Annotated in this window: 19 protein-coding genes; 6 read left to right on the forward strand and 13 right to left on the reverse strand. The window is 67.7% G+C overall.

The annotated features are described in order from the left end of the window. Positions 1 to 195: 195 nt before the first annotated feature. From DACI_RS01175 to DACI_RS01190, 4 genes are all read right to left on the reverse strand, one after another. Positions 196 to 1,539, reverse strand: coding sequence for a glycerophosphodiester phosphodiesterase family protein (locus DACI_RS01175; RefSeq protein ID WP_043780287.1), 1,344 nt, complete (start codon positions 1,537 to 1,539; stop codon positions 196 to 198). A gap of 171 nt (positions 1,540 to 1,710) precedes the next feature. Next, a complete protein-coding gene (locus DACI_RS01180; RefSeq protein WP_012202175.1) occupies positions 1,711 to 2,397 on the reverse strand; it encodes a GntR family transcriptional regulator in 687 nt (228 codons plus the stop codon). Further along, the gene (locus DACI_RS01185) at positions 2,394 to 3,737 is read right to left on the reverse strand and encodes a C4-dicarboxylate transporter DctA (RefSeq protein ID WP_012202176.1); all 1,344 of its coding nucleotides are present in this window, start codon (positions 3,735 to 3,737) and stop codon (positions 2,394 to 2,396) included. Before DACI_RS01185 ends, DACI_RS01180 begins: the two co-directional genes overlap by 4 nt. 318 nt (positions 3,738 to 4,055) lie before the next feature. After that, positions 4,056 to 5,369, reverse strand: coding sequence for an MFS transporter (locus DACI_RS01190; protein WP_012202177.1), 1,314 nt, complete (start codon positions 5,367 to 5,369; stop codon positions 4,056 to 4,058). A 164-nt stretch (positions 5,370 to 5,533) separates the two neighbouring features. Here DACI_RS01190 and argE point away from each other — a divergent pair, with 164 nt between their 5' ends. From argE to DACI_RS01205, 3 genes are all read left to right on the forward strand, one after another. Then, entirely contained in the window at positions 5,534 to 6,697 is a 1,164-nt protein-coding gene (gene argE, locus DACI_RS01195) for an acetylornithine deacetylase (RefSeq protein WP_043780289.1), read from the forward strand. 137 nt (positions 6,698 to 6,834) lie between these two features. Further along, positions 6,835 to 7,191: a zinc ribbon domain-containing protein YjdM gene (locus tag DACI_RS01200; RefSeq protein ID WP_043783113.1), complete on the forward strand. Its 357-nt coding sequence runs from the start codon at positions 6,835 to 6,837 to the stop codon at positions 7,189 to 7,191. A gap of 2 nt (positions 7,192 to 7,193) precedes the next feature. Beyond that, positions 7,194 to 8,225: a hypothetical protein gene (locus DACI_RS01205; protein ID WP_012202180.1), complete on the forward strand. Its 1,032-nt coding sequence runs from the start codon at positions 7,194 to 7,196 to the stop codon at positions 8,223 to 8,225. Here DACI_RS01205 and DACI_RS01210 read toward each other — a convergent pair. Next, positions 8,222 to 8,857: a pseudouridine synthase gene (locus DACI_RS01210; protein WP_012202181.1), complete on the reverse strand. Its 636-nt coding sequence runs from the start codon at positions 8,855 to 8,857 to the stop codon at positions 8,222 to 8,224. The genes DACI_RS01205 and DACI_RS01210 overlap by 4 nt on opposite strands. A 4-nt stretch (positions 8,858 to 8,861) precedes the next feature. Continuing rightward, on the reverse strand, positions 8,862 to 9,770 hold the full coding sequence (locus DACI_RS01215) for a LysR family transcriptional regulator (protein WP_012202182.1): 909 nt from the start codon (positions 9,768 to 9,770) through the stop codon (positions 8,862 to 8,864). Positions 9,771 to 9,846: 76 nt separating this feature from the next. Between DACI_RS01215 and DACI_RS01220 the strand changes: the two genes are divergently transcribed. From DACI_RS01220 to DACI_RS01230, 3 genes are all read left to right on the forward strand, one after another. Beyond that, entirely contained in the window at positions 9,847 to 10,320 is a 474-nt protein-coding gene (locus tag DACI_RS01220) for a CidA/LrgA family protein (RefSeq protein ID WP_012202183.1), read from the forward strand. Positions 10,321 to 10,325: 5 nt separating this feature from the next. Then, positions 10,326 to 11,018, forward strand: a complete 693-nt coding sequence (locus DACI_RS01225) for an LrgB family protein (RefSeq protein WP_012202184.1) — start codon at positions 10,326 to 10,328, stop codon at positions 11,016 to 11,018. 890 nt (positions 11,019 to 11,908) lie between these two features. Beyond that, on the forward strand, positions 11,909 to 12,223 hold the full coding sequence (locus DACI_RS01230) for a hypothetical protein (protein WP_012202185.1): 315 nt from the start codon (positions 11,909 to 11,911) through the stop codon (positions 12,221 to 12,223). Between the two features lie 104 nt (positions 12,224 to 12,327). Here DACI_RS01230 and DACI_RS01235 read toward each other — a convergent pair whose 3' ends face one another. The 7 genes from DACI_RS01235 to DACI_RS01265 all read right to left on the reverse strand — a co-directional run bounded on the left by DACI_RS01235 (position 12,328) and on the right by DACI_RS01265 (position 20,177). Then, positions 12,328 to 13,776, reverse strand: coding sequence for an aldehyde dehydrogenase family protein (locus DACI_RS01235; protein WP_012202186.1), 1,449 nt, complete (start codon positions 13,774 to 13,776; stop codon positions 12,328 to 12,330). A 36-nt stretch (positions 13,777 to 13,812) separates the two neighbouring features. Continuing rightward, positions 13,813 to 15,150: an enolase C-terminal domain-like protein gene (locus tag DACI_RS01240; RefSeq protein ID WP_012202187.1), complete on the reverse strand. Its 1,338-nt coding sequence runs from the start codon at positions 15,148 to 15,150 to the stop codon at positions 13,813 to 13,815. Between the two features lie 44 nt (positions 15,151 to 15,194). After that, positions 15,195 to 16,181, reverse strand: a complete 987-nt coding sequence (locus tag DACI_RS01245) for a 2-hydroxyacid dehydrogenase (RefSeq protein ID WP_012202188.1) — start codon at positions 16,179 to 16,181, stop codon at positions 15,195 to 15,197. 105 nt (positions 16,182 to 16,286) lie between these two features. After that, the gene (locus tag DACI_RS01250; RefSeq protein ID WP_012202189.1) at positions 16,287 to 17,246 is read right to left on the reverse strand and encodes a Bug family tripartite tricarboxylate transporter substrate binding protein; all 960 of its coding nucleotides are present in this window, start codon (positions 17,244 to 17,246) and stop codon (positions 16,287 to 16,289) included. 58 nt (positions 17,247 to 17,304) lie between these two features. Further along, on the reverse strand, positions 17,305 to 18,216 hold the full coding sequence (gene kdgD, locus DACI_RS01255; RefSeq protein WP_012202190.1) for a 5-dehydro-4-deoxyglucarate dehydratase: 912 nt from the start codon (positions 18,214 to 18,216) through the stop codon (positions 17,305 to 17,307). A gap of 46 nt (positions 18,217 to 18,262) precedes the next feature. After that, a complete protein-coding gene (locus tag DACI_RS01260; RefSeq protein ID WP_012202191.1) occupies positions 18,263 to 19,240 on the reverse strand; it encodes a Bug family tripartite tricarboxylate transporter substrate binding protein in 978 nt (325 codons plus the stop codon). A 148-nt stretch (positions 19,241 to 19,388) separates the two neighbouring features. Further along, complete coding sequence (locus DACI_RS01265) at positions 19,389 to 20,177, reverse strand: FadR/GntR family transcriptional regulator (RefSeq protein WP_012202192.1); 789 nt, start codon at positions 20,175 to 20,177, stop codon at positions 19,389 to 19,391. Between the last annotated feature and the right edge of the window lie 36 nt (positions 20,178 to 20,213).

Genomic DNA, 20,213 nt, shown 5'->3' on the forward strand with positions numbered 1-20,213 from the left:
CTTATTGCCTCGGAGGCAAGTTGGAGGGAAAGTGTTTTTGCGACATGCTGTAACGATCTTGTATACCAATTCGCTGCAATCGCATTCAGGTATACCTGATTGCCATGGATGAGATCGCCTGAATATGCCCACTGCCAGAGTCCAAAAAAACAAGGCGCACGAGGCGCCTTGTCATGGGTCAGCGGGATGGGAGTTTCAGAGCCCGATTTCCTTGTTGTACGCCTTGCGCGCCGCAACGGCCGTGTCCGTGAAGTCGGTGAACACGCCGTCGATGCCCAGGCGGTAGTAGGTCAGGTATTCCTGCACGGGGTCGCCCTTGTACAGGCCGGCCAGGCGGCCCGGCTCGTTGCGGAAGGTGAAGCTGTGCACGATCAGGCCGGCCTTGTGGGCGTCGCGGATCAGGCCCGTGTCCTTGACGGTGTTCACGTCCTTGAGGCCGGCGCCGTCCTTGTAGGGCACGACGGAGTGGGCCAGGACCTGGGGCTTCCAGGGGCCGATGCCGTCGGCATAGGTCTTGATGTCGGCCAGGCCTGCGGGCGTGAGCATGGCGGCGAAGGTGCGGGCGTCGCCGGCCAGGGTCCAGCTGTAGGGGCGGCCGCTGATGAAGGTCCACTCATCGTTGGTGATGTAGACCATGGAGCCGTCGCGCAGGCTGAAGTCGTTGCCGTCGATCAGCTGCACGCCCTTGGCCTTCATGCCGGCCTGGCGCAGGTACTTGAGGCTGGCCGGGTCGAAGCTCTGGATGTAGATGGGCGAATCCTTGGCGTTGAGCTTGTTCTGGTCCAGCAGCTTGATCACCGCGTCTTCAAACGGGCGCGAACCGGGCGCGCCGCAGCCGTTGGCGATCGCCTGCTGGTTGTTCCAGTAGGGGTTCTTGGTCTCGGCGTAGACGGGGATGGTGCGGCCCAGGGCCTTGCTCTTGGCGGCGGCGATGTCCAGCACGTCCTGGGCGCTGATCAGGGGCAGCTTGCCGTTCCACTCGGTGGGGCGCTCGCTGCGGTTGTCCAGGATGGTGCCGGTCAGCCAGCTGCGCAGCTCCTGCAGCGTGAAGTCGCTGATGGACCAGTCGTTGCGGTGGTCCTCGCCATCGACCACCAGGGCCTTGAGCACGGACTTGGGATCGTTGGCGTCCAACTGGTCGCTCAGGTACTGGGCCGGGCCGTTGGCTGGGATGGCCGGGTACTTCACGTTGACCAGCACGCCGGCCGCAGTGCGCTGGCGGCGTGCCACTTCGGCATTGGTCTTGGCCACGTCGGCCACGTTGGTGCTGTCGCTGAGCCAGGCGTTGTGGCGGGCGACCAGCTGGCAGTCCTTCGTCATGTGCATGTCGAGTTCAAGCATGTCCGCGCCTGCATCGGCGGCGGCCTCGTAGGCCATGCGCGTCTGCTCCGGGAACTTGCCCGAGAAGCCGCGGTGGGCGATCACCTGGGGCTGCTTTCCGTCGAGCGTGAGGTAGAACGAGCCGCCGTCACCGCCGCAGGCCGTGAGGACTGCAGCCGCGCACAGGGACGCGAGCAGGGGAGTGCGGGAAAAGGACATAGGACGTTGGGTCATATCCGAAGCAGTGGTGGGTTGATGAACGGCGCGCAATGCGCCAACTCAGCAGCGTATGCAGTCAGCCGTGTCGGCACCATGACAGTGCGTCCCGTATGACCCAGATTGGCGTTTTAGCGACGGTCGGTGGAAATTTGCCGACCCTCCGACACAGGGTTATCCCCCGAACAGGGGCGCCAGCGTGGCGCGCAGGCGGTCGCTGGCGTCGGGCGCCTCGGGCGGGCGGATCTCCAGCGAGCGCTCCACCGTGCCGATGTGCTCCAGCAGCAGGGCCTTGGCGCCCTCGGTGTCGCCGCGCTCCAGCGCCTCGACGATGCGCTCGTGCTCGGCGCAGGACTGGCTGGCGCTGTGCGTGGACTGGAACAATGTGGCCGCCAGCGTGGTGCGCGCCGTGAGGTCGCGCAGGGTGAGCGCCAGCAGGCGGTGGCCCATCTGCTCGGCCAGGCAGACGTGGAAGTCGGCCAGCAGGAAGGCGCGCGTGGCCGCGTCGGCGCCGGCAATGGCGTCCTGCTCCTGGGCGATGTGGCGGCGCAGCTGGCCGATCACGCTTTGCATCGGGCGGCCGGCCTCGCCCAGGATGCCGGTCTCGATGATGCGGCGCGCCGCGAAGGCGTCCTGCGCCTCCTCGGCCGAGGGCTGGACCACGTACCAGCCGCGCCGGGGCTGCACCTGCACGAAGCCGCGCGCCTGCAGCTGCATCAGCGCCTCGCGCACCATGGTGCGGCTGACCGCGAAGTTGTCGGCCAGCTCCTGCTCCCCCAGCCGTTCGCCGGGCGCCAGTTTCTGGGCCAGGATGGCTTCGACGACGCGCTCGGCAATGTGCTGGGGGCTTACAGGTGTCATTGCGTTGCAGGGTGGGCAGAAGTCACGGTTGCGGGGACGGCGGCGGCGCCGGAGGGCTCGGCGTCGGGCCCCTGATTGTCGGCCAGGCCGTTGAGCACGGCATGGGCGCGCTCGCGGTCGATGTCACCTTCCCAGGCGGCGATGGCCACGGTGGCCACGCAGTTGCCGATCAGGTTGCCCAGCGCGCGGGCAATGCCCATGAACCAGTCCACCGACAGCACCAGCACCAGGCCGATGGCGGGGATGGCCGGAATCGCATGCAGCGTGGCCGCCAGCACCACGATGGCCGAGCCCGGCACGCCGTGGGCGCCCTTGGAGGTCACCAGCGCAATCGCCAGGATGGTCAGCAGGTCGGCCATGCCGATGGGCGTGTTCGTGGCCTGGGCGATGAACACGGCCGCCAGCGTGATGTAGATGGAAAAGGCGTCCAGGTTGAACGAGTAGCCCGTGGGAATCACCAGGCCCACGGTGGAGTCGCGCACGCCCATGTTGCGCAGCTTGGCCATGATCTGGGGCAGCACGCTGTCCGAGGAGGTGGTGGCGAAGACCACCATCAGCTCCTCGCGCAGGTAGCGCAGCAGCTTGATCAGGCTGAAGCCCGAAAAGCGCATCACCAGCCCCAGCACCACGAAGACGAAGAAGATCACCGCCACGTAGAACAGCAGCACCAGCATGCCCAGCTGCTTGAGCGAGCCTATGCCGTACTGGCCCACGGTGAACGAGATCGCACCCAGCACGCCCAGCGGCGCCAGCTTGATGAGGATGCCCATGATCTTGAACAGCACGTTCGACAGCGTGTCGATCAGCGCATGCACGGGCGCGCCGCGCTCGCCCAGCATGGTCAGCGCGCAGCCGAACAGCACGGCGAACAGCAGCACCTGCAGCACGTCGCCCGTGGCAAAGGCCTGCACCACGGTGGTGGGGATGAGCTTCATCAGGAAGTCCACCGTGCCGCCACTGGTCAGCTTGTCGGCGTTGCTGGCGTAGGCGCTCATGGCCGAGGCGTCGAGCTTGCTCGGGTCCACGTTCATGCCCGCGCCGGGCTGGAACACGAAGGCCAGCACCAGGCCCAGCACCAGGGCGATGGTGGTCAGCACCTCGAAGTAGATCAGCGACTTGACGCCGACCCGGCCCACGCGCTTGAGGTCGCCTGCGCCCGCGATGCCGTGCACCACCACGCAGAACACCAGCACGGGAATGATCATCTTGATGAGCTTGATGAAGCCATCGCCCAGGGGCTTGAGCTTCACGGCCCATTCAGGGGCCAATATTCCGGCGAGCACACCCAGGATGAGTGCGATCACCACCTGTCCGAACAGTGATCTGGCAAAGCGGCGCATAGTCGTCTTTCGCAAGTTGTGGAATCTTGTATGCAAGTGGATTTACAACTTGCATGCAAGAATGTAGACAAGCGAAACGCGTGCCAGCAGAGGGTATTCCCTGCAGATTTGCGGCACTCCAGAGAGCATCAGCCCTGACTTTTTCTGCATGAAATCCGCCGATGCGGGCGGGCCTCCCCGCCGTGGTGCAGGGCGGGTGGCCGTCATGCCCGCGCATGGTGCGCAGGCGGGTGCGCGTGCGGGGCGCAGGCCCCGTGGCGGGGCATGCGGGGTATGCGCGGCATGCGCGGGCGCGGTGCCTTGCGCACCGCACCGGGATCAGCGCAGGTTGCGCTCCATCGCGCGGTCCTTGATGAAGAAGGCCGCGAACAGGCCCAGCGTCACGCCGAACATCACATAGAAGGCCGGCGCCATGGGCGAGCCCGTGGAGCGGATCAGCCAGGTCACGATGAACTGCGCGAAGCCGCCGAAGATCATCACCGCCACGTTGTAGGCCATGGACATGCCGGCCGAACGCACCTGGGGCGGGAACAGCTCGGCCATCACCGTGCTGAACACGCCGAAGAACACGGCCACGAACACGCAGACCACCAGCTGGGTGATCAGCAGCTTCTGCACCGTGGGGCCGTCCGTCAGCCAGGCATACAGCGGGTAGAGCACCACCAGGTAGCCGATCAGCGAGCCGATGGTCAGCATGCGGCGGCCCACGCGGTCCGACAGGGCGCCGAAGAACGGCATGATCACCACCATCAGCGCGGCGCCGGCCATCTGCACCATGAAGGCATCGCGCATGGGCAGCTTCAGCGTCACCGTGGCATAGGTCACCAGATAGGTGAAGGTGATGTAGATGGACACCGTGGCCGTGACCACCAGGCCCATGCCCACCAGCGTCTCGCGCGCATGCGTGCGCAGCATCTCCATGATGCCGATCTGGCGCGCCTTGCCGCTGGCCTGAGCGGCCTGCATTTCCTTGAAGACCTCGGGCTCCTCCACATGGCGGCGGATGTACAGCGCCACGGGAACGATCAGCAGGCCCACGGCGAAGGGCACGCGCCAGGCCCAGGCCATCAGCTCCTCCTCGGTGAAGATCTCGGTGATCAGCGTGCCCGTGGCCGCGCCGATCAGCAGGGCCAGCATCTGGCCGGCCATCTGCCAGGAGCCATAGAAGCCGCGCTTGCCGGGCGGTGCCAGCTCGATCAGCAGTGCCGTGGACGTGCCGAACTCGCCGCCGGCCGCAAAGCCCTGCAGCAGCCGTGCCAGCACGATGAACAGCGGCGCCAGGATGCCCACCGCTGCATAGGTGGGCGCCAGCGTGATCAGCGCGATCGCCACCGCCATCAGGCCCGTCACCATCACCATGGCCGCCTTGCGGCCCTTGCGGTCCCCGTACAGGCCCAGCAGGATGCCGCCCACGGGCCGCATGAAGAAGCCCACGCCGAACACGGCCGTGGTCATCAGGATGCGGTTGATGTTGTCGTCCGGATTGTCGGGATTGCTGGGAAAGAACAGCTTGGCGACGATGGGTGTCATGAAGGCGAACACCAGGAAGTCATACCACTCCAGCGCGTTGCCGATGACGGCAGCCACGATGTTGCGGGTCGAGACGGTTTGCTTGGTCAAAGCAGGGTCCATTTCCGAAAAGGGATTGAAAAGACGGCAGTCACGCCCGGGGCATGGGTCGGCGTGCCTGCCCGGGCCGCAACCCGGGCGTACACTGCTTCGCCATATGCAATGCCTATGCCATGGCCTGCGTCGTCCACGAAGGGCGGCGCAGGCCATGGCGCAGATGGAACCACATGACTACCTGGAAAAACACCCGCGACTGGCTGGAAACACTGGTCGCATTCGACACCACCAGCCGCAACTCCAACCTGGCGCTGATCGAGTGTGTACGCGATGAGTTGGCCACGCTGGGCGTGAGTGCCCGATTGTTCCACTCTCCGGACGGCGCCAAGGCCAATCTCTTCGCCACTTTGCCGGCCCACAACGGCGAAACGCAGGGTGGCATCGTGCTGTCCGGCCATACCGACGTGGTCCCGGTCGATGGCCAGCAGTGGAGCACCAACCCCTTTGCGCTCACCGAAAAGGGCGGGCGCCTGTATGGTCGCGGCAGCTGCGACATGAAGGGCTTCATCGCCGCCTCGCTGGCGCTGGTGCCCGAATTCCTGGCCACGCAGCGCGCCAGGCCCGTGCACCTGGCCTTCTCGTACGACGAGGAAATCGGCTGCGCGGGCGCACCCGTGATGATCAACCAGCTCAAGGCCGAGGGCGCGCGCTTCGACGGCTGCGTGGTCGGCGAGCCCACCAGCATGCAGGTGGTGGTGGCGCACAAGGGCATCAACCTCTACCGCTGCCGCGTGCACGGCAAGGCAGCGCACTCGTCGCTCACGCCGCGCGGTAGCAATGCCATCGAATACGCGGCGCGGCTGATCTGCCGCATCCGCGACATCGCCGACCACTTCAAGGCGCACGGCCCCTACGACGAATTCTTCGACGTGCCGTTCACCACCATGACCACCAACCAGATCCAGGGTGGCATCGCGGTCAACACCATCCCCGAGCTGTGCGAATTCGCCTATGAATTCCGCAACCTGCCCGGCATGTCGGTGGATGGCATCCAGGCCCAGGTCGAGTCCTATGTGCGCGACGAACTGCTGCCGCGCATGCGCGCCGAGTTCGCCGACGCGCGCATCGAGATCGAGACCGGCGCCAGCGCGCCCGCGCTGGAAGCCTCGGAAGAAGCCGCCATCACCCAGCTGGTGCGCGCGCTGACCGCCGACCAGGAAAAGCGCAAGGTGGCCTACGGCACCGAGGCCGGCCTGTTCCACAACGCCGGCATCCCCACCGTGGTTTGCGGCCCCGGCTCCATCGAGCAGGCGCACAAGCCCGACGAGTTCGTCGAGCTGGCCCAGCTCGATGCCTGCGAACGCTTCCTGCGCAAGATGGGCACGTCGCTCTGAACCAGGGCTGGGCGCGCAGCGCTCGGCGCAGCAACCCGCTCGGGTTTGCCAAGGCCAGCGCGTGGGGGCAGGGGCGACAATTGCCAGGTACGGCGCGCCCGCCGCGCCCCTTTGTCTTCACCGAATCTGTCCATCCCATGCCCCAGACTACTCCCGCCTGCCCCCAGTGCGGCCTTGAAAACACCTATCCCGACGCCACCAGCTACATCTGCCCCGACTGCGCCTTCGAATGGCCCATGCAGGCCGAAGAAGAGGCCGGCGAAGCCGCCGCTGGCGACGGCATCGTGCGCGACGCCAACGGCAATGCGCTGGCCGACGGCGATGCCGTGATCCTGGTCAAGGACCTCAAGGTCAAGGGCTCGTCCACCGTGCTCAAGAAGGGCAGCAAGATCAAGGGCATCCGCCTGGTCGATGGCGCCGACGGCCACAACGTGGACTGCAAGACCGAACTGGGCTCCATGCTGCTCAAGTCGGAGTTCCTCAAGAAGGCCTGAGCATGCTGGCGCTGTCGCTTGCGGTATCGGCGGTCCTCGGGCTGCTGGCGCTGTGGGTGTTTGCGCCCCTGTTCATTGCGCTGACCGCTGGCGCGGTGGTGGCCCTGCTGCTACTGACACTGGCTGGCCGTACGGGTCTCTCGGGTCTCATGGGCCGCACCGCGCGCACCCTGCCCGTGGCGGGCTGGTGGGCCGTTGCGCTGTGCGCCGGCGCGGCCTGCGTGGCCATGCTGGTGCTGCTGCCCGACCGGCTCGACGGCGCGCCCTTCCTCGCCTTCGGCATGGGCCTGCTGGCGGCCACCTGCGCGGGGGCGCTGGTCTGGTTGACGGGCTGGCTGATCGCCGGGCGGCAGCCTGTGCCGGTGTCCTGGTGGACCGGCTCGGCCATGGCCGGCCTGGGCGCCTTCCTCGCCCTGCTGCTGGGCGGCCCCGACACGGCGGGCTGGATGGCCTGGCGCGACCAGCTGCGCGGCTACGAGGCCGTGCCGCTGCGCATCACGCTGGCCGAAGCGCCCACGGCGCAGCGCGAGCAGGCCCTGGCCGAACTGCTGCAGCCCTTGCTGGAGCAGGGCAGCCGTGCCGTCCGCCATCGCCAGTCCACGCGCTTCGGCAACTCGGTAGAGCATGCCGTGGTGCCCGCCCGCTGGCGCATCGAGGGCAGGCTGCTGGAGATCATGCTGGCCGAGAAGCCGCCCGCGCCCCTGCTCAGTGCCCATGTCGCTTTGCTGGAGCAGTTCGCCGCCAGCGGCCCCGCCCAGGCGGGCCAGGCACCGTCCTGGCTGATGCTGGCCAGCGCCCAATGCCTGCCGCCGCCACGCCTGCGCGAGCTGTCGCGCCTGCTGGGCCAGGGCAGCGAGCTGCTGGCCCGCGCGCGGCGCTGCACGCAGCAGCGCTCGGCGCAATTGCAGCGCCTGTGGCCGCTGCTGGCCGGCAGTGTGGAGCGGGTGGAAGTGGGCGAGGCGCGGCGCTTTCGTCCGTGGCTCGGCCTGCAGCGCTGGCAGGCTGTGGCACCTACCGACAATCCGGAGCCTTAGGCGGGCTCCACGTCCTTCCACTGGCCGGGCTCCAGGCCGTCCAGCGTGTAGGGCCCGATGGCTGCGCGCACCAGCCGCAGCGTGGGGTGGCCAATGGCCGCCGTCATGCGGCGCACCTGGCGGTTGCGGCCTTCGCGGATGACCAGTTCGATCCAGCAATCGGGAATGTTCTGGCGCACGCGGATGGGCGGGTCGCGCTGCCACAGCACGGGCGGCGGCTCCAGCCGGCGCGCCTGCGCGGGCAGCGTCATGCCGTCGTTGAGCTGCACGCCCTGGCGCAGGGCCTGCAGCGCGGCCTCGTCGGGCAGGCCCTCGACCTGTACCCAGTAGGTCTTCTCCATCTTGAAGCGCGGATCGGCGATGCGCGCCTGCAGCGGGCCGTCATTGGTCAGCAGCAGCAGTCCTTCGCTGTCGGCGTCGAGCCGGCCTGCCGCATGCACGCCCGGCACGTCGATGTATTCCTTGAGGCCACGCCAGCGGCCCTCGGGGGTGAACTGGCTGAGTACGCCGTAGGGCTTGTTGAAGCACAGCAGGCGTGAGGGGCCGGTGTCGGGCCTGTCGGCGAAGGCGGTCTGCAGGCGCCGGGATGGGCCCGCAAAGGAGCGCGAGGGAGGGCGTTTTCTGGGTTGCATGGACTCAGCGATTGTCGTCGGGATAGACCGCGCGCACGCACTCCAGCCAGGCCCTCGCCGCGCGTGACAGATAGCCGCTGCGCCACAGCTGCACCACGTCCCAGTGCAGTTCAGGCCCCACCAGCGGGCGGCTGGACACGCGCCGGGGGTCGAACCGCGCGATCACATGCTCGAACATCACGGCCACGCCCACGCCTTCTGCCACCAGGTCGCCGATGAAGTCCCAGTAGCGCGTCTGCAGCCGCACCTGTGGGCTGAAGCCTGCCGCCGCGCAATGCTCCAGCACGGCCTGGTGCAGGGCGAAGTCCGAGGTGTAGAACACAAAGGGCCGCCGGGCCAGCTCGCTCCAGTGCACGGGGGCGTCCGGGTCGGGCACCTCGTGCGCGGCAAAGGCCACGCGTGTCTTCTGGTGGGCGATGGTGCAGTACTCCAGGCCCTCTCCGGCCAGGTCGCCACCCGCCTCGCCCGCGCCGTGCAGGCCCAGCGCCATGTCCAGCTTGCCGTCCAGCAGCAGCTGGCGCTGGGCGCGTGCGCCCTGCTCCTGCACATGCAGTTCCACGCCCGGATGCAGTTGCTGAAAGCGCGCGATCACGGGCGCCATGTAGTGCCCGGCCGTGGGCATGATGCCCACGCTCAGGCTGCCGCGCGCAATGCCGTCCACCTCGGCCACTTCCTGCAGCAGCTGGCGTGACTGCTCCAGCACCTGCAGGCCGCGCGCATGGACCACCTGGCCCGCGTCGGTCAGTTGCACACCGCGCCCCTCGCGCAGCAGCAGCGGGCCGCCCAGCTCCTCCTCCAGCGCCCGCACCATCTTGCTGATGGTGGGCTGGGTCACATGCAGCGCCTCGGCCGCACGCGTGAAGCTGTTGCAGCGCACCACCTCGACAAAGTAGCGCAGCGCGCGCAGGTCCATGAGGATTCCTTTTATGCATGGGAAAAATGGAGATTATTCATTTTACGAATCTGAGTGCAAACCCTAGGATTGCCCCATGTCAAAGATTTCCGCCATGCCCGTCCTGCGGCCGCAGGTGTTTCAGGGTCTGCTGCACCGCTGCTGGCCGCTGCTGCGCGGCGTGCTGCAGGTGGGGCTGCTCAGTGCGCTGTGGGTGGCCATGGAGGCCGTGCGCGCCCATTTCGGCTGGGGCATGCCGGCCGGGCTGATCGGCTTCGCGCTGCTGGCCACGGGCCTGTTCAGCGGGCTGGTCAAGGCGCGCTGGCTGCAGGGCGGCACCAACTGGCTGCTGGCCGAGATGCTGCTGTTCTTCGTGCCCGCCATGCTGGTCGTCACCGAATACACCGACCTGATCCAGCACCAGGGCCTGCGCATCCTGGGCGTCATCGTGGCCAGCACGGCCTGCGTGATGGCCGCCACGGCGCTGGCCGTGGACCGCGTCTACCGGCTGGAGCTGTGGCTGGCCCGGCGCCGCTCCACGCGCGCCGGGCTGCACAGGGAGCAGGAGTGAACGCCATGTCCGACCAGGCCATCGGCCTGCTGTCGCTGCTGGCCACGCTGGCCTGCTATGCGGCCAACAAGCGCGTGTACCGCCGCCATCCGCATCCGCTGCTCATGCCCATCGTCGCCACGCCCATGGTGCTGATCGCGCTGGCGCTGCCGACCCATGTGCGCTACCCGCAGTACATCGCCCAGACGCACTGGCTGGTCTGGCTGCTGGGCCCCACCACGGTGGCCTTTGCGCTGCCCCTGCACGAAAACCGCCACTTGCTGCGCAAGCACTGGATGTCGATCGCCACCGGCGTGCTCGTGGCCAGTGGCGTGTCCATTGCCACCACCATCTGGTTCGCACAGGCCTTCGGACTGCCCGTGGACCTGCAAAAGGGCCTGGCCGTGCGCTCGGTGACCACCCCCTTCGCCATCGAGGCCGAGCGCGTGCTGGGCGGGCCCACCGACCTGGCCGCGCTGTTCGTGCTGCTCACGGGCGTCAGCGGCATGCTCATGGGCGAGACCATCCTGCGGCTGCTGCCGCACGTGCGCAGCAAGCTGGCTGCGGGCGCCATTCTGGGGGGTGCCGCGCATGGCAGCGGGGTGGCGAAGGCGCGGCAGTTCGGGGATGTGCAGGCGGTGGTTGCTTCGTTGGTGATGATGATTGCGGGGGCGTTGAATGTGGTGGTGGCGCCTTGGGTGAGGGTGCTGTTTTTCTGAAGTGATTTTCTGAAGTGATGCGGGAGCTGCCATCCTTGGCCGGGGTTTGATGGCTGGGGCTTTTGGGGGCCTGGCTGTCTTTGGGTTTGGGGCGGGATGGGGCTGCCCGTGAGGGCGTCCGCATGCCTTGCACATGGTCTTGACTCCCGCCCACCTTGTTTGCTTTTGGCTTAGGTGCATTTTTTGCCCCTGCCGGGTGGTTGTTTTTCGAGGCCGGGTCTCGGCCCGGCAGCCGACTGCCCTTTCTTGATTCGCCAAGAAAGGTCAGATCAAAGAAGGCGACCCGGATGTCCGCGACCCCTTCGCTTCGCTGCGGGGCCACCTGCGCCGTGGCGGTTGCGGGGTTCGCCGTGAAACTCACTTCGCGCTGCGCGCTACGTTCAAACAATCACGGCGAGTCAGATGACGAAGCAGTCCTGTCCTTCGGCAGGACTGCAACCCCGCAACCGCCACGGCGCAGGCGCGGACATACGGGGAGTGGGTGCGGGCCTTCGCTGCGCTCGGCCTGGGGCTTCGGGGCGCTTGCGGTCCTGAATGCCTCTATCATTGCGGCGGCCCCCTGTTCAGGGGCTGGTGCGTAAGAACACCTTTAGAGTAAGCGGCGCTGCCTCCCCGTTAGCGAGGCCTTGTCACGTCTGATCACTCGGAAAGAGTGGGCATAGCGCCCGCTCGTCCATGCGGTTTTGGGCGGGATGGGGCTACCCGCAAGGGCGTCCGCACGGCTTGCTCTGTGTTCTTAACATCCCGTCCACCTGTCTGTGCGTAAGAACACGGGTCGGTGGGTTCGATCTCAGCAAGGAGCACGAAACCATGTACGCCGTTTTTCTCTCGGCCTTCTCCATCCAGTGTGCGCGCCGTCCAGGCGTCCCTGCCATGGGAGGGGTCGCGCCATGAGTACCGCTTCCACAACCCTGACCCAGCCCACGCCGCAGCAGTTGAGCCATGCCGTGACCGAAATCGGCCGGCTGACGCTGCAGGGCAGCAGCGAGGTGTACTCGCTGGGCCAGCTGGCGCTGGCCTGGCTGGAGCGGCCCGAGGGCTACCGCAATCTGGAGGTGGTGGCCAATGCGCTGCAGGCCATTTGCGGGGCTGCGCAGCGGATGGAGGAACTGGTGGAGGATGAGGTCAACCACGTGCATTGCCTGCAGGAAGACCCGGCGTATCTGCGGCGAATGGCGGCTGCTGCGGCGGCGTTCCAGCGCTGATTCGCTGGTCCGCTTGCCAGGGCGCCCCGGGCTGCTGACACCCGGAATCCGCCCAATGAAAAAGCACCTCGAAAGGTGCTTTTTTCTCGTCAGCCGGATGCTGTTCAGGCCAGCGTGTAGGCGGTCTTCACCGTCGTATAGAACTCCTGCGCATAGCGGCCCTGTTCGCGCGGGCCGTAGCTGCTGCCCTTGCGGCCGCCGAAGGGCACGTGGTAGTCCACGCCGGCCGTGGGCAGGTTGACCATGACCATGCCGGCCTGGCTGTGGCGCTTGAAGTGGGTGGCGTGCTTGAGGCTGGTGGTGGCAATGCCTGCGGCCAGGCCGAAGGGCGTGTCGTTGGCCACGGCCAGGGCTTCCTCGTAGTCCTTGACGCGGATGACGCTGGCCACGGGGCCGAAGACTTCCTCGCGGTTGATGCGCATGGCGGCGGCGGTGTCCACGAACAGGGTGGGCGCCATGTAGTAGCCCTTGTTGCCGCTGCCGGTGTGGCAGGCGGCGGCAGCGCCGCCGGCAGCCAGCACGGCGCCTTCGGCCTTGGCGATTTCCACGTAGCTCAGGTCCTGCTCCAGCTGGGCCTGGCTGACCACGGGGCCCATGTCGGTGCCTGCGGCGCGGGCGTCGCCCACCTTGATCCTGGCCATGCGGGCCTGCAGGGCCTCGATGAAGGCGGGGTAGATCCTGTCGGTGACGATGAGGCGGCTCGATGCCGTGCAGCGCTGGCCCGTGGAGTAGAAGCCGCTTTGCGCGGACAGCTCCACGGCCTGGGTGAGGTCGGCGTCGTCCAGCACGATCTGCGGGTTCTTGCCGCCCATCTCCAGCTGCACCTTCTTGCCGCTTTCCACGCAGGCGCGGGCAATGCCGCGGCCCACGCCGACGGAGCCGGTGAAGCTGATGGCGGCCACGTCGCTGTGGCGCACCAGGGCATCACCGATGACGCGGCCCGGGCCCATGACGAGGTTGAAGACGCCGGCCGGAATGCCCGAGCGGTGAATGATGTCGGCCAGCGCCCAGGCGCTGCCGGGCACGAGGTCGGCGGGCTTCAGGACCACGCAGTTGCCGAAGGCCAGGGCCGGGGCGATCTTCCAGGCGGGAATGGCGATGGGGAAGTTCCACGGCGTGATCAGGCCCACCACGCCGACGGGCTCGCGCGTGATTTCCACGCCGATGCCGGGGCGCACGGATGGCAGGGTCTCGCCGGCCAGGCGCAGGCATTCACCCGCGAAGAACTTGAAGATCTGGCCTGCGCGGCCGACTTCGCCAATGGCTTCGGGGCGGGTCTTGCCTTCCTCGCGCGCCAGCAGGTCGCCCAGCTCTTCCTTGCGGGCCAGGATTTCGTTGCCGATCCTGTCCAGGGCGTCGTGGCGGGCCTGGATGCCCGAGGTGCTCCAGGCGGGAAAGGCCGCGGCTGCCGCGGCGATGGCGGCTTCCACATCGGCGGCATTGCCCTGGGCGTACTCGCCGATCACATCGGACAGGTCGCTGGGGTTGGTGTTGGCGCTGTAGCCGTCGGCGGCCTTCCATTGGCCGTTGATGAGGTTGTCGTAGCGGGACATGAGGTGCTCCGGGAAAGGGGTAACGGAAGGAAGGGGTCAGCGGACCATGCAGGGGCGCTTGTTGTCGAAGGTCCAGCCGGGAATCAGGTACTGCATGGCCATGGCGTCATTGCGCGCGCCCAGGCCGTGCTCCAGGTACAGGGCGTTGGCGCGCTGCAGCGCGGCGCGGTCCACGGTGACGCCCAGGCCCGGGGTCTTGGGCACCTCGACGAAGCCGCCCTTGATCTGCAGCGGGTTCTGGGTGAGGTACTGGCCGTCCTGCCAGATCCAGTGCGTGTCGATGGCCGTGACCTTGCCGGGCACGGCGGCGGCCACGTGGGTGAACATGGCCAGCGAGATGTCGAAGTGGTTGTTGGAGTGCGAGCCCCAGGTCAGGCCCCAGTCGCGGCAGGTCTGGCCCACGCGCACGGAGCCGGCCATGGTCCAGAAATGCGGGTCGGCAAGGGGGATGTCCACGGACTGCAGCGACAGCGCATGCACCATCTGGCGCCAGTCGGTGGCGATCATGTTGGTGGCCGTGGGCAGGCCGGTGGCGCGGCGGAATTCGGCCATGACTTCGCGGCCCGAGAAGCCGTTCTCGGCGCCGCAGGGATCTTCGGCATAGGCGAGCACGCCGTGCATGTCGCGCATGAGGCGGATGGCGTCCTTGAGCAGCCAGCCACCGTTGGGGTCCAGCGTGACGCGCGCCTGCGGGAAGCGCCTGGCCAGCGCGGTGACGGCCTCCACCTCCTGCTCGCCGGCCAGCACGCCGCCCTTGAGCTTGAAGTCGTTGAAGCCGTAGCGCGCGTGCGCCGCCTCGGCCTGGCGCACGATGGCGGCCGGGTCCATGGCGGTCATGTGGCGCACCTGCGTCCAGTCGTCGGTGCCGCTTTGGTCTTCGCCGGGCTGGACGTAGGGCAGGTCGGTCTTGTCGGTGGGGCCGGTGAAGAACAGGTAGCCCAGCATCTCCACGCGGTCGCGCTGCTGGCCTTCGCCCAGCAGGGCTGCCACGGGCACGCCCAGGTGCTGGCCCAGCAGGTCCAGCAGGGCCGACTCCACGGCGGTGACGGCATGCACGGCAATGCGCAGATCGAAGGTCTGCAGGCCGCGCCCACCCGTGTCGCGCCCGGCCAGGGCCTGCTGCAGGTTCTGCAGCAGCTTGAGGTGGTTGCCCACGGACTGGCCGATGAGCAGCGCCTTGCTGTCCTCCAGCGCCTGGCGTATGCCTTCGCCGCCAGGCACCTCGCCCACACCGGTGTGGCCCGCGCTGTCGTGGATGAGCACGATGTTGCGCGTGAAGTAGGGCGCATGCGCGCCGCTGAGGTTCATGAGCATGCCGTCGCGGCCGGCGACGGGAATGACTTCGATCTCGGTGATGGTCGGGGTGGAGGACATGGCGTGCTCTTGGATCGTTTGGATCGGTCTCTGGGAAAAAACGGCTATGCGGCGGCGGTGGCCGCCTGCTGCGCGGCGGACCATGGCACCTCGGCCTCGGGCCGGCCCGTGGCGATGAACTGCGCCAGGTTGCGCAGCACGAGGTCGGCCATGGCGCGGCGGGTTTCGTGCGTGCCGCTGGCGATGTGGGGCGCCAGCACCACGTTGTCCTGCGACAGCAGCTCGGCATGGGGGCGTGGCTCGTCCTCGAACACATCCAGGCCCGCGCCCGCGATGCGGCCCTGCTGCAGGGCCTGGACCAGGGCGGCCTCGTCGACCACGCTGCCGCGTGCCACGTTGATCAGAAAGCCCTGCGGCCCCAGCGCGTCCAGCACCTCGGCGTTGACCAGGTGCTGCGTGCCGTCGCCGCCTGCGGCCGTGATGACGAGGAAGTCGGCCCAGCGCGCCAGCTCCAGCAGCGAGGGCTGGTAGAGGTGTGGCGATCCCTCGACCGGGCGGCGGTTGTGATAGGCCACCTCCATGTCGAAACCGGCCGCGCGGCGCGCCACGGTGGAGCCGATGCGGCCCATGCCGAAGATGCCCAGGCGCTTGCCGCTGGCGCGCGTGCGGATGCCGAAGCGGCCTCGGCTCCAGTCGCCCCGGCGCACGAAGCGGTCGGACTCGCTCAGGCCACGCGCCGCATCCAGCAGCAGCGCAAAGGCCATGTCGGCCACGCAGTCGTCCAGCACGCCGGGCGTGTAGCCCACGCGGGCGCCCTGGCGCAGCAGGGACTCGCGGTCCAGCGCGTCAAAGCCCACGCCGAAGCTGCTCACGAAGCGCAGCCTGGGCAGGGCCTGCACCACGCTCGCGGGCACGCCCATGGCGGCCGAGGTGACCAGGTATTCGAACTGCGCCCCGTGCTCGGCGAGAAAGCGCTCGCGGTCGGGCTGCTCGGACAGCAGCGTCACCTCATAGGCCTGGGCCAGCTCGGCATCGAGCTGGGGCAGCGGCATCTTGCCGAACTGGAGAACGCGTGGACGGGAGGTCGCCATGCCTTGGAATCCTTGGAACTTGCGGGGGCTGGAAGCCCCGGTGAAAAGGGCCTGCGGTGCGCAGGCCAGCGGGAACGGCCCTGGGGCCGGCCCGTTGTTTCTAGCTCAATCAGCGGTGATTTTTCGGGTCTGGATCAGCTGCTTCCAGCGCTCCGACTCCTGGGCCTGGTAGCGCGTGAATTCCTCGGGCGTGTTGCCCACGATCTCCAGGCCCTGCTCCACGAAGCGCTTGCGGATGTCGGGCTGCTGCACGGAGGCGATGGCGGCCTTGGCCAGCTTGGCCTTCACATCGGCGGGCAGGCCCTTGGGGGCGGCCAGGCCTTGCCAGGAGTAGACCTCGGCGCCCTTGACGCCGGCCTCGGCCAGCGTGGGCACATCGGGCAGCACGGGCGAGCGCTGGCTGCCGGTCACGGCGATCGCATGCAGCTTGCCGCTGCGCAGATGGGGCAGCACGGCGTTGACGTTCTGGAACGAGAAGTCCACCTGGCCGCCGATCAGGTCGGTGATGGCCGGGGCGCCGCCCTTGTAGGGAACGTGCATGCCTTCGGTGCCGCTTTGCTGCCAGAACAGCTCGGCCGACAGATGGTCCGAGGAGCCGTTGCCCGAACTCGCGAAACTGATCTTGCCGGGGTTGGCCTTGAGCGCGGCGATGACCTCGGCCACGGTGCGGGCCTTCTGCGCGGGGCTGGCCACGAGCACGTTGGGCGCCTGCACGGGGATGGTGATGTAGTCGAAGTCCTTGCCTGCGTCATAGGGCACGTTCTTGACCAGGTGCGGCGTGACCACGAAGGGGCCCAGCGAGGCCACCAGCAGGGTGTAGCCATCGGCCGGTGCGCGCTTGACGGCGCCCGCGCCGATGGTGCCGGTGGCGCCCGGGCGGTTTTCCACCACGAAGGGCTTGCCCAGCTGCTCGCCCATGCTCAGGGCCATGGCGCGCGCCACGGTGTCGGTGGAGCCGCCGGCCGGGAAGGGCACGATGATGTTGACGGCCTTGTCCGGAAAGCTGCCGGCCGCCTGCGCCGTGAGGGCCAGTGCGGCACCCAGCGTGATCAGAATCTTCTTCATGTTCTTGTCTCCTGGGGGGCGCAAGGGCCGGACTGGCCCCTGCGTCCGGTCTTGTGGCTTATTGCGGGCCGAGCTTGTCGATCAGGGCCTTGAGCTCTTCCAGCTCGGAGGGCTTGAGGTCCGTCAGCGGGGCGCGCACGGGGCCTGCGTCGTGGCCGACCAGCTTGGCGCCGGCCTTGATGATGCTCACGCCGTAGCCTTCGACGCGGTTGCGGATCTTCAGGTAGGGCATGAAGAATTCCTTGAGCAGCTTGTGCTGCGTGGCCATGTCGTCGGTGCGCACGGCTTCGTAGAACGCCATCGCCGTCTTGGGGATGAAGTTGAAGACGGCCGAGGAGTACACCGGCGTGCCCAGGGCCTTGTAGGCGGCCGCATAGACCTCGGCCGTGGGCAGGCCGCCCAGGTAGGCGAAGCGGTCGCCCATCTTCATGAAGATGGCGGACATGGTCTCGATGTTGCCCATGCCGTCCTTGAAGCCCACCAGGTTGGGGCAGCGCTCGGCCAGGATGGCCAGCGATTCGGGCGTGAAGCGGGTGCGGTCGCGGTTGTAGACGATGACGCCGAACTTCACGCTCTTGCAGACCTGCTCCACATGGGCGATCAGGCCTTCCTGGCCGGCTTCGGTCAGGTAGTGGGGCAGCAGCAGGACGCCGTGGGCGCCCAGGCGCTCCGCTTCCTGGGCATGGGCAATCGCCGTGCGCGTGGGGCCGCCGGCGCCCGCGATGATGGGCACCTTGCCGCGGCAGGTGTCCACGGCGGTCTTGATGATCTGGCCGTATTCCTCGCCGTACAGCGAGAAGTACTCGCCCGTGCCGCCTGCCGCGAACAGCGCGCTGGCGCCGTAGGGGGCCAGCCATTCGAGGCGGGCCGCATAGCCCTTGGCATTGAAGTTGCCGTTGCTGTCGAAGTCCGTCACGGGGAAGGACAGCAGGCCGGAACTCATCACGTCTTTGAGGTCTTGGGGGGTCATGGTGCTCTCGGGAATAAGGGTGGGGAAGAAAGAAAAAAGGGTGGAATCAGTCGAGCTTCAAACCGGCTGTTTGAACCACTTTTTGCCAGCGCTGGCGCTCGGTGGTCAGGAAGCGCGCGGTCTCGGCGGGGTTCATGGTCACGACCTCGGCGCCCTGGCCCGTGAGGCGGGCGCGCACCTCGGGCGATCGGATGGCGGTGATCAGGGCCTCATGCAGGCGCTGGACCACGGCCTCGGGCGTCTTGGCCGGAACGACCACGCCTTGCCAGGTGCCGGTCTCGAAGCCGGGCACGCCCTGCTCGGCGATGGTGGGCACGTTGGCGGCCAGCGGCATGCGCGTGCCCTTGGACAGGCCCAGCAGCTTGAGCTTGCCGCTTTGCACATGGGGGTAGGTGGCCAGCATGCCGTTCATCAGCACCTGGGTCTGGCCTGCCACCGTGTCCTGGATGGACTGCACGCCGCCCTTGTAGGGCACGTATTCCCAGCGGGCGCCCGTGGCGCGCGCCAGTTCCACGCCGGCCAGGTGCGGGGCGCTGCCCGTGGCGGTGACGGCAAAGCTCAGGTCTTCCTTCTTGGACAGGGCCACCAGCTCCTGCAGGTTGTTGGCCGGCACCGAAGGATGGACCACCAGCAGGTGGGGCGAGTAGGCCAGCATGGCCGTGCCGCGCAGGTCCCGGGACAGGTCGAAGGACAGCTTGGTGTAGAGCGAGGGCGAGATGGCCAGCGCACCCAGGTCGCACAGCATCAGCGTGTGGCCGTCGGGCTGGGCCTTGGCCACCATGTCGGCGCCCAGGTTGCCGTTGGCGCCGGGCTTGTTCTCGATGACCACGGGCTGCTTGAGTTCTGCCGACAGCAGCGGGCCGATGGCGCGCGCAATGATGTCCGAGCTGCCGCCCGGCGGGTAGGGCACCACCAGGCGCAGCGGGCGCGTGGGCCAGTTGCTCTGGGCCAGCGCACCGGCGCCGGAGGCCACGAGGGCGGTGGCGCCAGCGGCGCGCAGGAACTGCTTTCGGCTCAGGGTCATGCTCTTGTCTCCGGGTTTAATGTTGTCAGTTGTCGTACAACTGAAGCCGATTTTTAACCGAGATCTGCGAGCAGTGATAAAGGGTTTTCCCTTGGTTGTCTGAATTCCCGTGGCAAAGCCATGGGCCCCGAAAGGCCCATGGGGGCACTCAGGCGGCGCTGGTCTTTTGCGCCAGGCGCAGGCGTTCGCGGCTGTTGGTCAGGTGGATGCGCATGGCCGCGCGGGCCGAGTCGGCATCCTGGCGCTCGATGGCGGCGAGGATTTCCTCATGCTCGCGGTTGACGCGGCGCAGGTAATCGGGGTCGCGCTGGGGCTGGTGGATGGAGGCGATGCGCGTGCGCGGAATCAGCTGGGCGCCGAAGTGCCGCAGGATGTCGCCGAAGTAGCGGTTGCCCGTGGCCTCGGCGATCTGGGTGTGGAAGGCCAGGTCATGGGCCACCGTGTCCTCGCCGCGCGCAAAGGCGATTTCGAAGGCCTGCAGCGCCATGCGTATGCCCTGCAGCTGCTCGGGGCTGCGGCGCAGCGCGGCCAGGCCGGCGCTTTCGGTCTCCAGGCTGATGCGCAGCTCCAGCACGGCCATCACGTCCACGGCGGCCGTCAGCTCGTCGGCATTGAGCATCAGCGTGGATGCGGGCTGGGCGGCGCGCACGAAGGTGCCTATGCCGTGGCGCGTCTCCACCAGGCCCGAGGCCTGCAGGCGCGACAGCGCCTCGCGCACCACGGTGCGGCTGACTTCGTAGGTCTGCACCAGCGACGACTCCGTGGGCAGCTTCTCGCCTTCGGCCAGCAGGCCGTTGCGGATCTTGCTCGCGAACTCGTCGAACAGCAGGGCGGCCAGATTGCGGCCGCTGCGACCGGACTTTCCTCGCAGGGGAAGCTCGATCGTTGGGGGTGATGCGGGAAATCCCTTTGCCGAACTTTCCATGGTGCTGATCATAATCGCTCCAAGTTGTACGACAACGTATCACAAGAC

Source organism: Delftia acidovorans SPH-1, from assembly GCF_000018665.1.
GTDB lineage: Bacteria > Pseudomonadota > Gammaproteobacteria > Burkholderiales > Burkholderiaceae_C > Comamonas > Comamonas acidovorans.

Excerpts from the sequence above, each read along its gene's own strand:
- DACI_RS01175 (WP_043780287.1), bottom strand. The coding sequence starts at position 1,539 with ATGTCCTTTTCCCGCACTCCCCTGCTCGCGTCCCTGTGCGCGGCTGCA.
- DACI_RS01180 (WP_012202175.1), bottom strand. The coding sequence starts at position 2,397 with ATGACACCTGTAAGCCCCCAGCACATTGCCGAGCGCGTCGTCGAAGCC.
- DACI_RS01185 (WP_012202176.1), bottom strand. The coding sequence starts at position 3,737 with ATGCGCCGCTTTGCCAGATCACTGTTCGGACAGGTGGTGATCGCACTC.
- DACI_RS01190 (WP_012202177.1), bottom strand. The coding sequence starts at position 5,369 with ATGGACCCTGCTTTGACCAAGCAAACCGTCTCGACCCGCAACATCGTG.
- argE (WP_043780289.1), top strand. The coding sequence starts at position 5,534 with ATGACTACCTGGAAAAACACCCGCGACTGGCTGGAAACACTGGTCGCA.
- DACI_RS01200 (WP_043783113.1), top strand. The coding sequence starts at position 6,835 with ATGCCCCAGACTACTCCCGCCTGCCCCCAGTGCGGCCTTGAAAACACC.
- DACI_RS01205 (WP_012202180.1), top strand. The coding sequence starts at position 7,194 with ATGCTGGCGCTGTCGCTTGCGGTATCGGCGGTCCTCGGGCTGCTGGCG.
- DACI_RS01210 (WP_012202181.1), bottom strand. The coding sequence starts at position 8,857 with ATGCAACCCAGAAAACGCCCTCCCTCGCGCTCCTTTGCGGGCCCATCC.
- DACI_RS01215 (WP_012202182.1), bottom strand. The coding sequence starts at position 9,770 with ATGGACCTGCGCGCGCTGCGCTACTTTGTCGAGGTGGTGCGCTGCAAC.
- DACI_RS01220 (WP_012202183.1), top strand. The coding sequence starts at position 9,847 with ATGTCAAAGATTTCCGCCATGCCCGTCCTGCGGCCGCAGGTGTTTCAG.
- DACI_RS01225 (WP_012202184.1), top strand. The coding sequence starts at position 10,326 with ATGTCCGACCAGGCCATCGGCCTGCTGTCGCTGCTGGCCACGCTGGCC.
- DACI_RS01230 (WP_012202185.1), top strand. The coding sequence starts at position 11,909 with ATGAGTACCGCTTCCACAACCCTGACCCAGCCCACGCCGCAGCAGTTG.
- DACI_RS01235 (WP_012202186.1), bottom strand. The coding sequence starts at position 13,776 with ATGTCCCGCTACGACAACCTCATCAACGGCCAATGGAAGGCCGCCGAC.
- DACI_RS01240 (WP_012202187.1), bottom strand. The coding sequence starts at position 15,150 with ATGTCCTCCACCCCGACCATCACCGAGATCGAAGTCATTCCCGTCGCC.
- DACI_RS01245 (WP_012202188.1), bottom strand. The coding sequence starts at position 16,181 with ATGGCGACCTCCCGTCCACGCGTTCTCCAGTTCGGCAAGATGCCGCTG.
- DACI_RS01250 (WP_012202189.1), bottom strand. The coding sequence starts at position 17,246 with ATGAAGAAGATTCTGATCACGCTGGGTGCCGCACTGGCCCTCACGGCG.
- kdgD (WP_012202190.1), bottom strand. The coding sequence starts at position 18,216 with ATGACCCCCCAAGACCTCAAAGACGTGATGAGTTCCGGCCTGCTGTCC.
- DACI_RS01260 (WP_012202191.1), bottom strand. The coding sequence starts at position 19,240 with ATGACCCTGAGCCGAAAGCAGTTCCTGCGCGCCGCTGGCGCCACCGCC.
- DACI_RS01265 (WP_012202192.1), bottom strand. The coding sequence starts at position 20,177 with ATGATCAGCACCATGGAAAGTTCGGCAAAGGGATTTCCCGCATCACCC.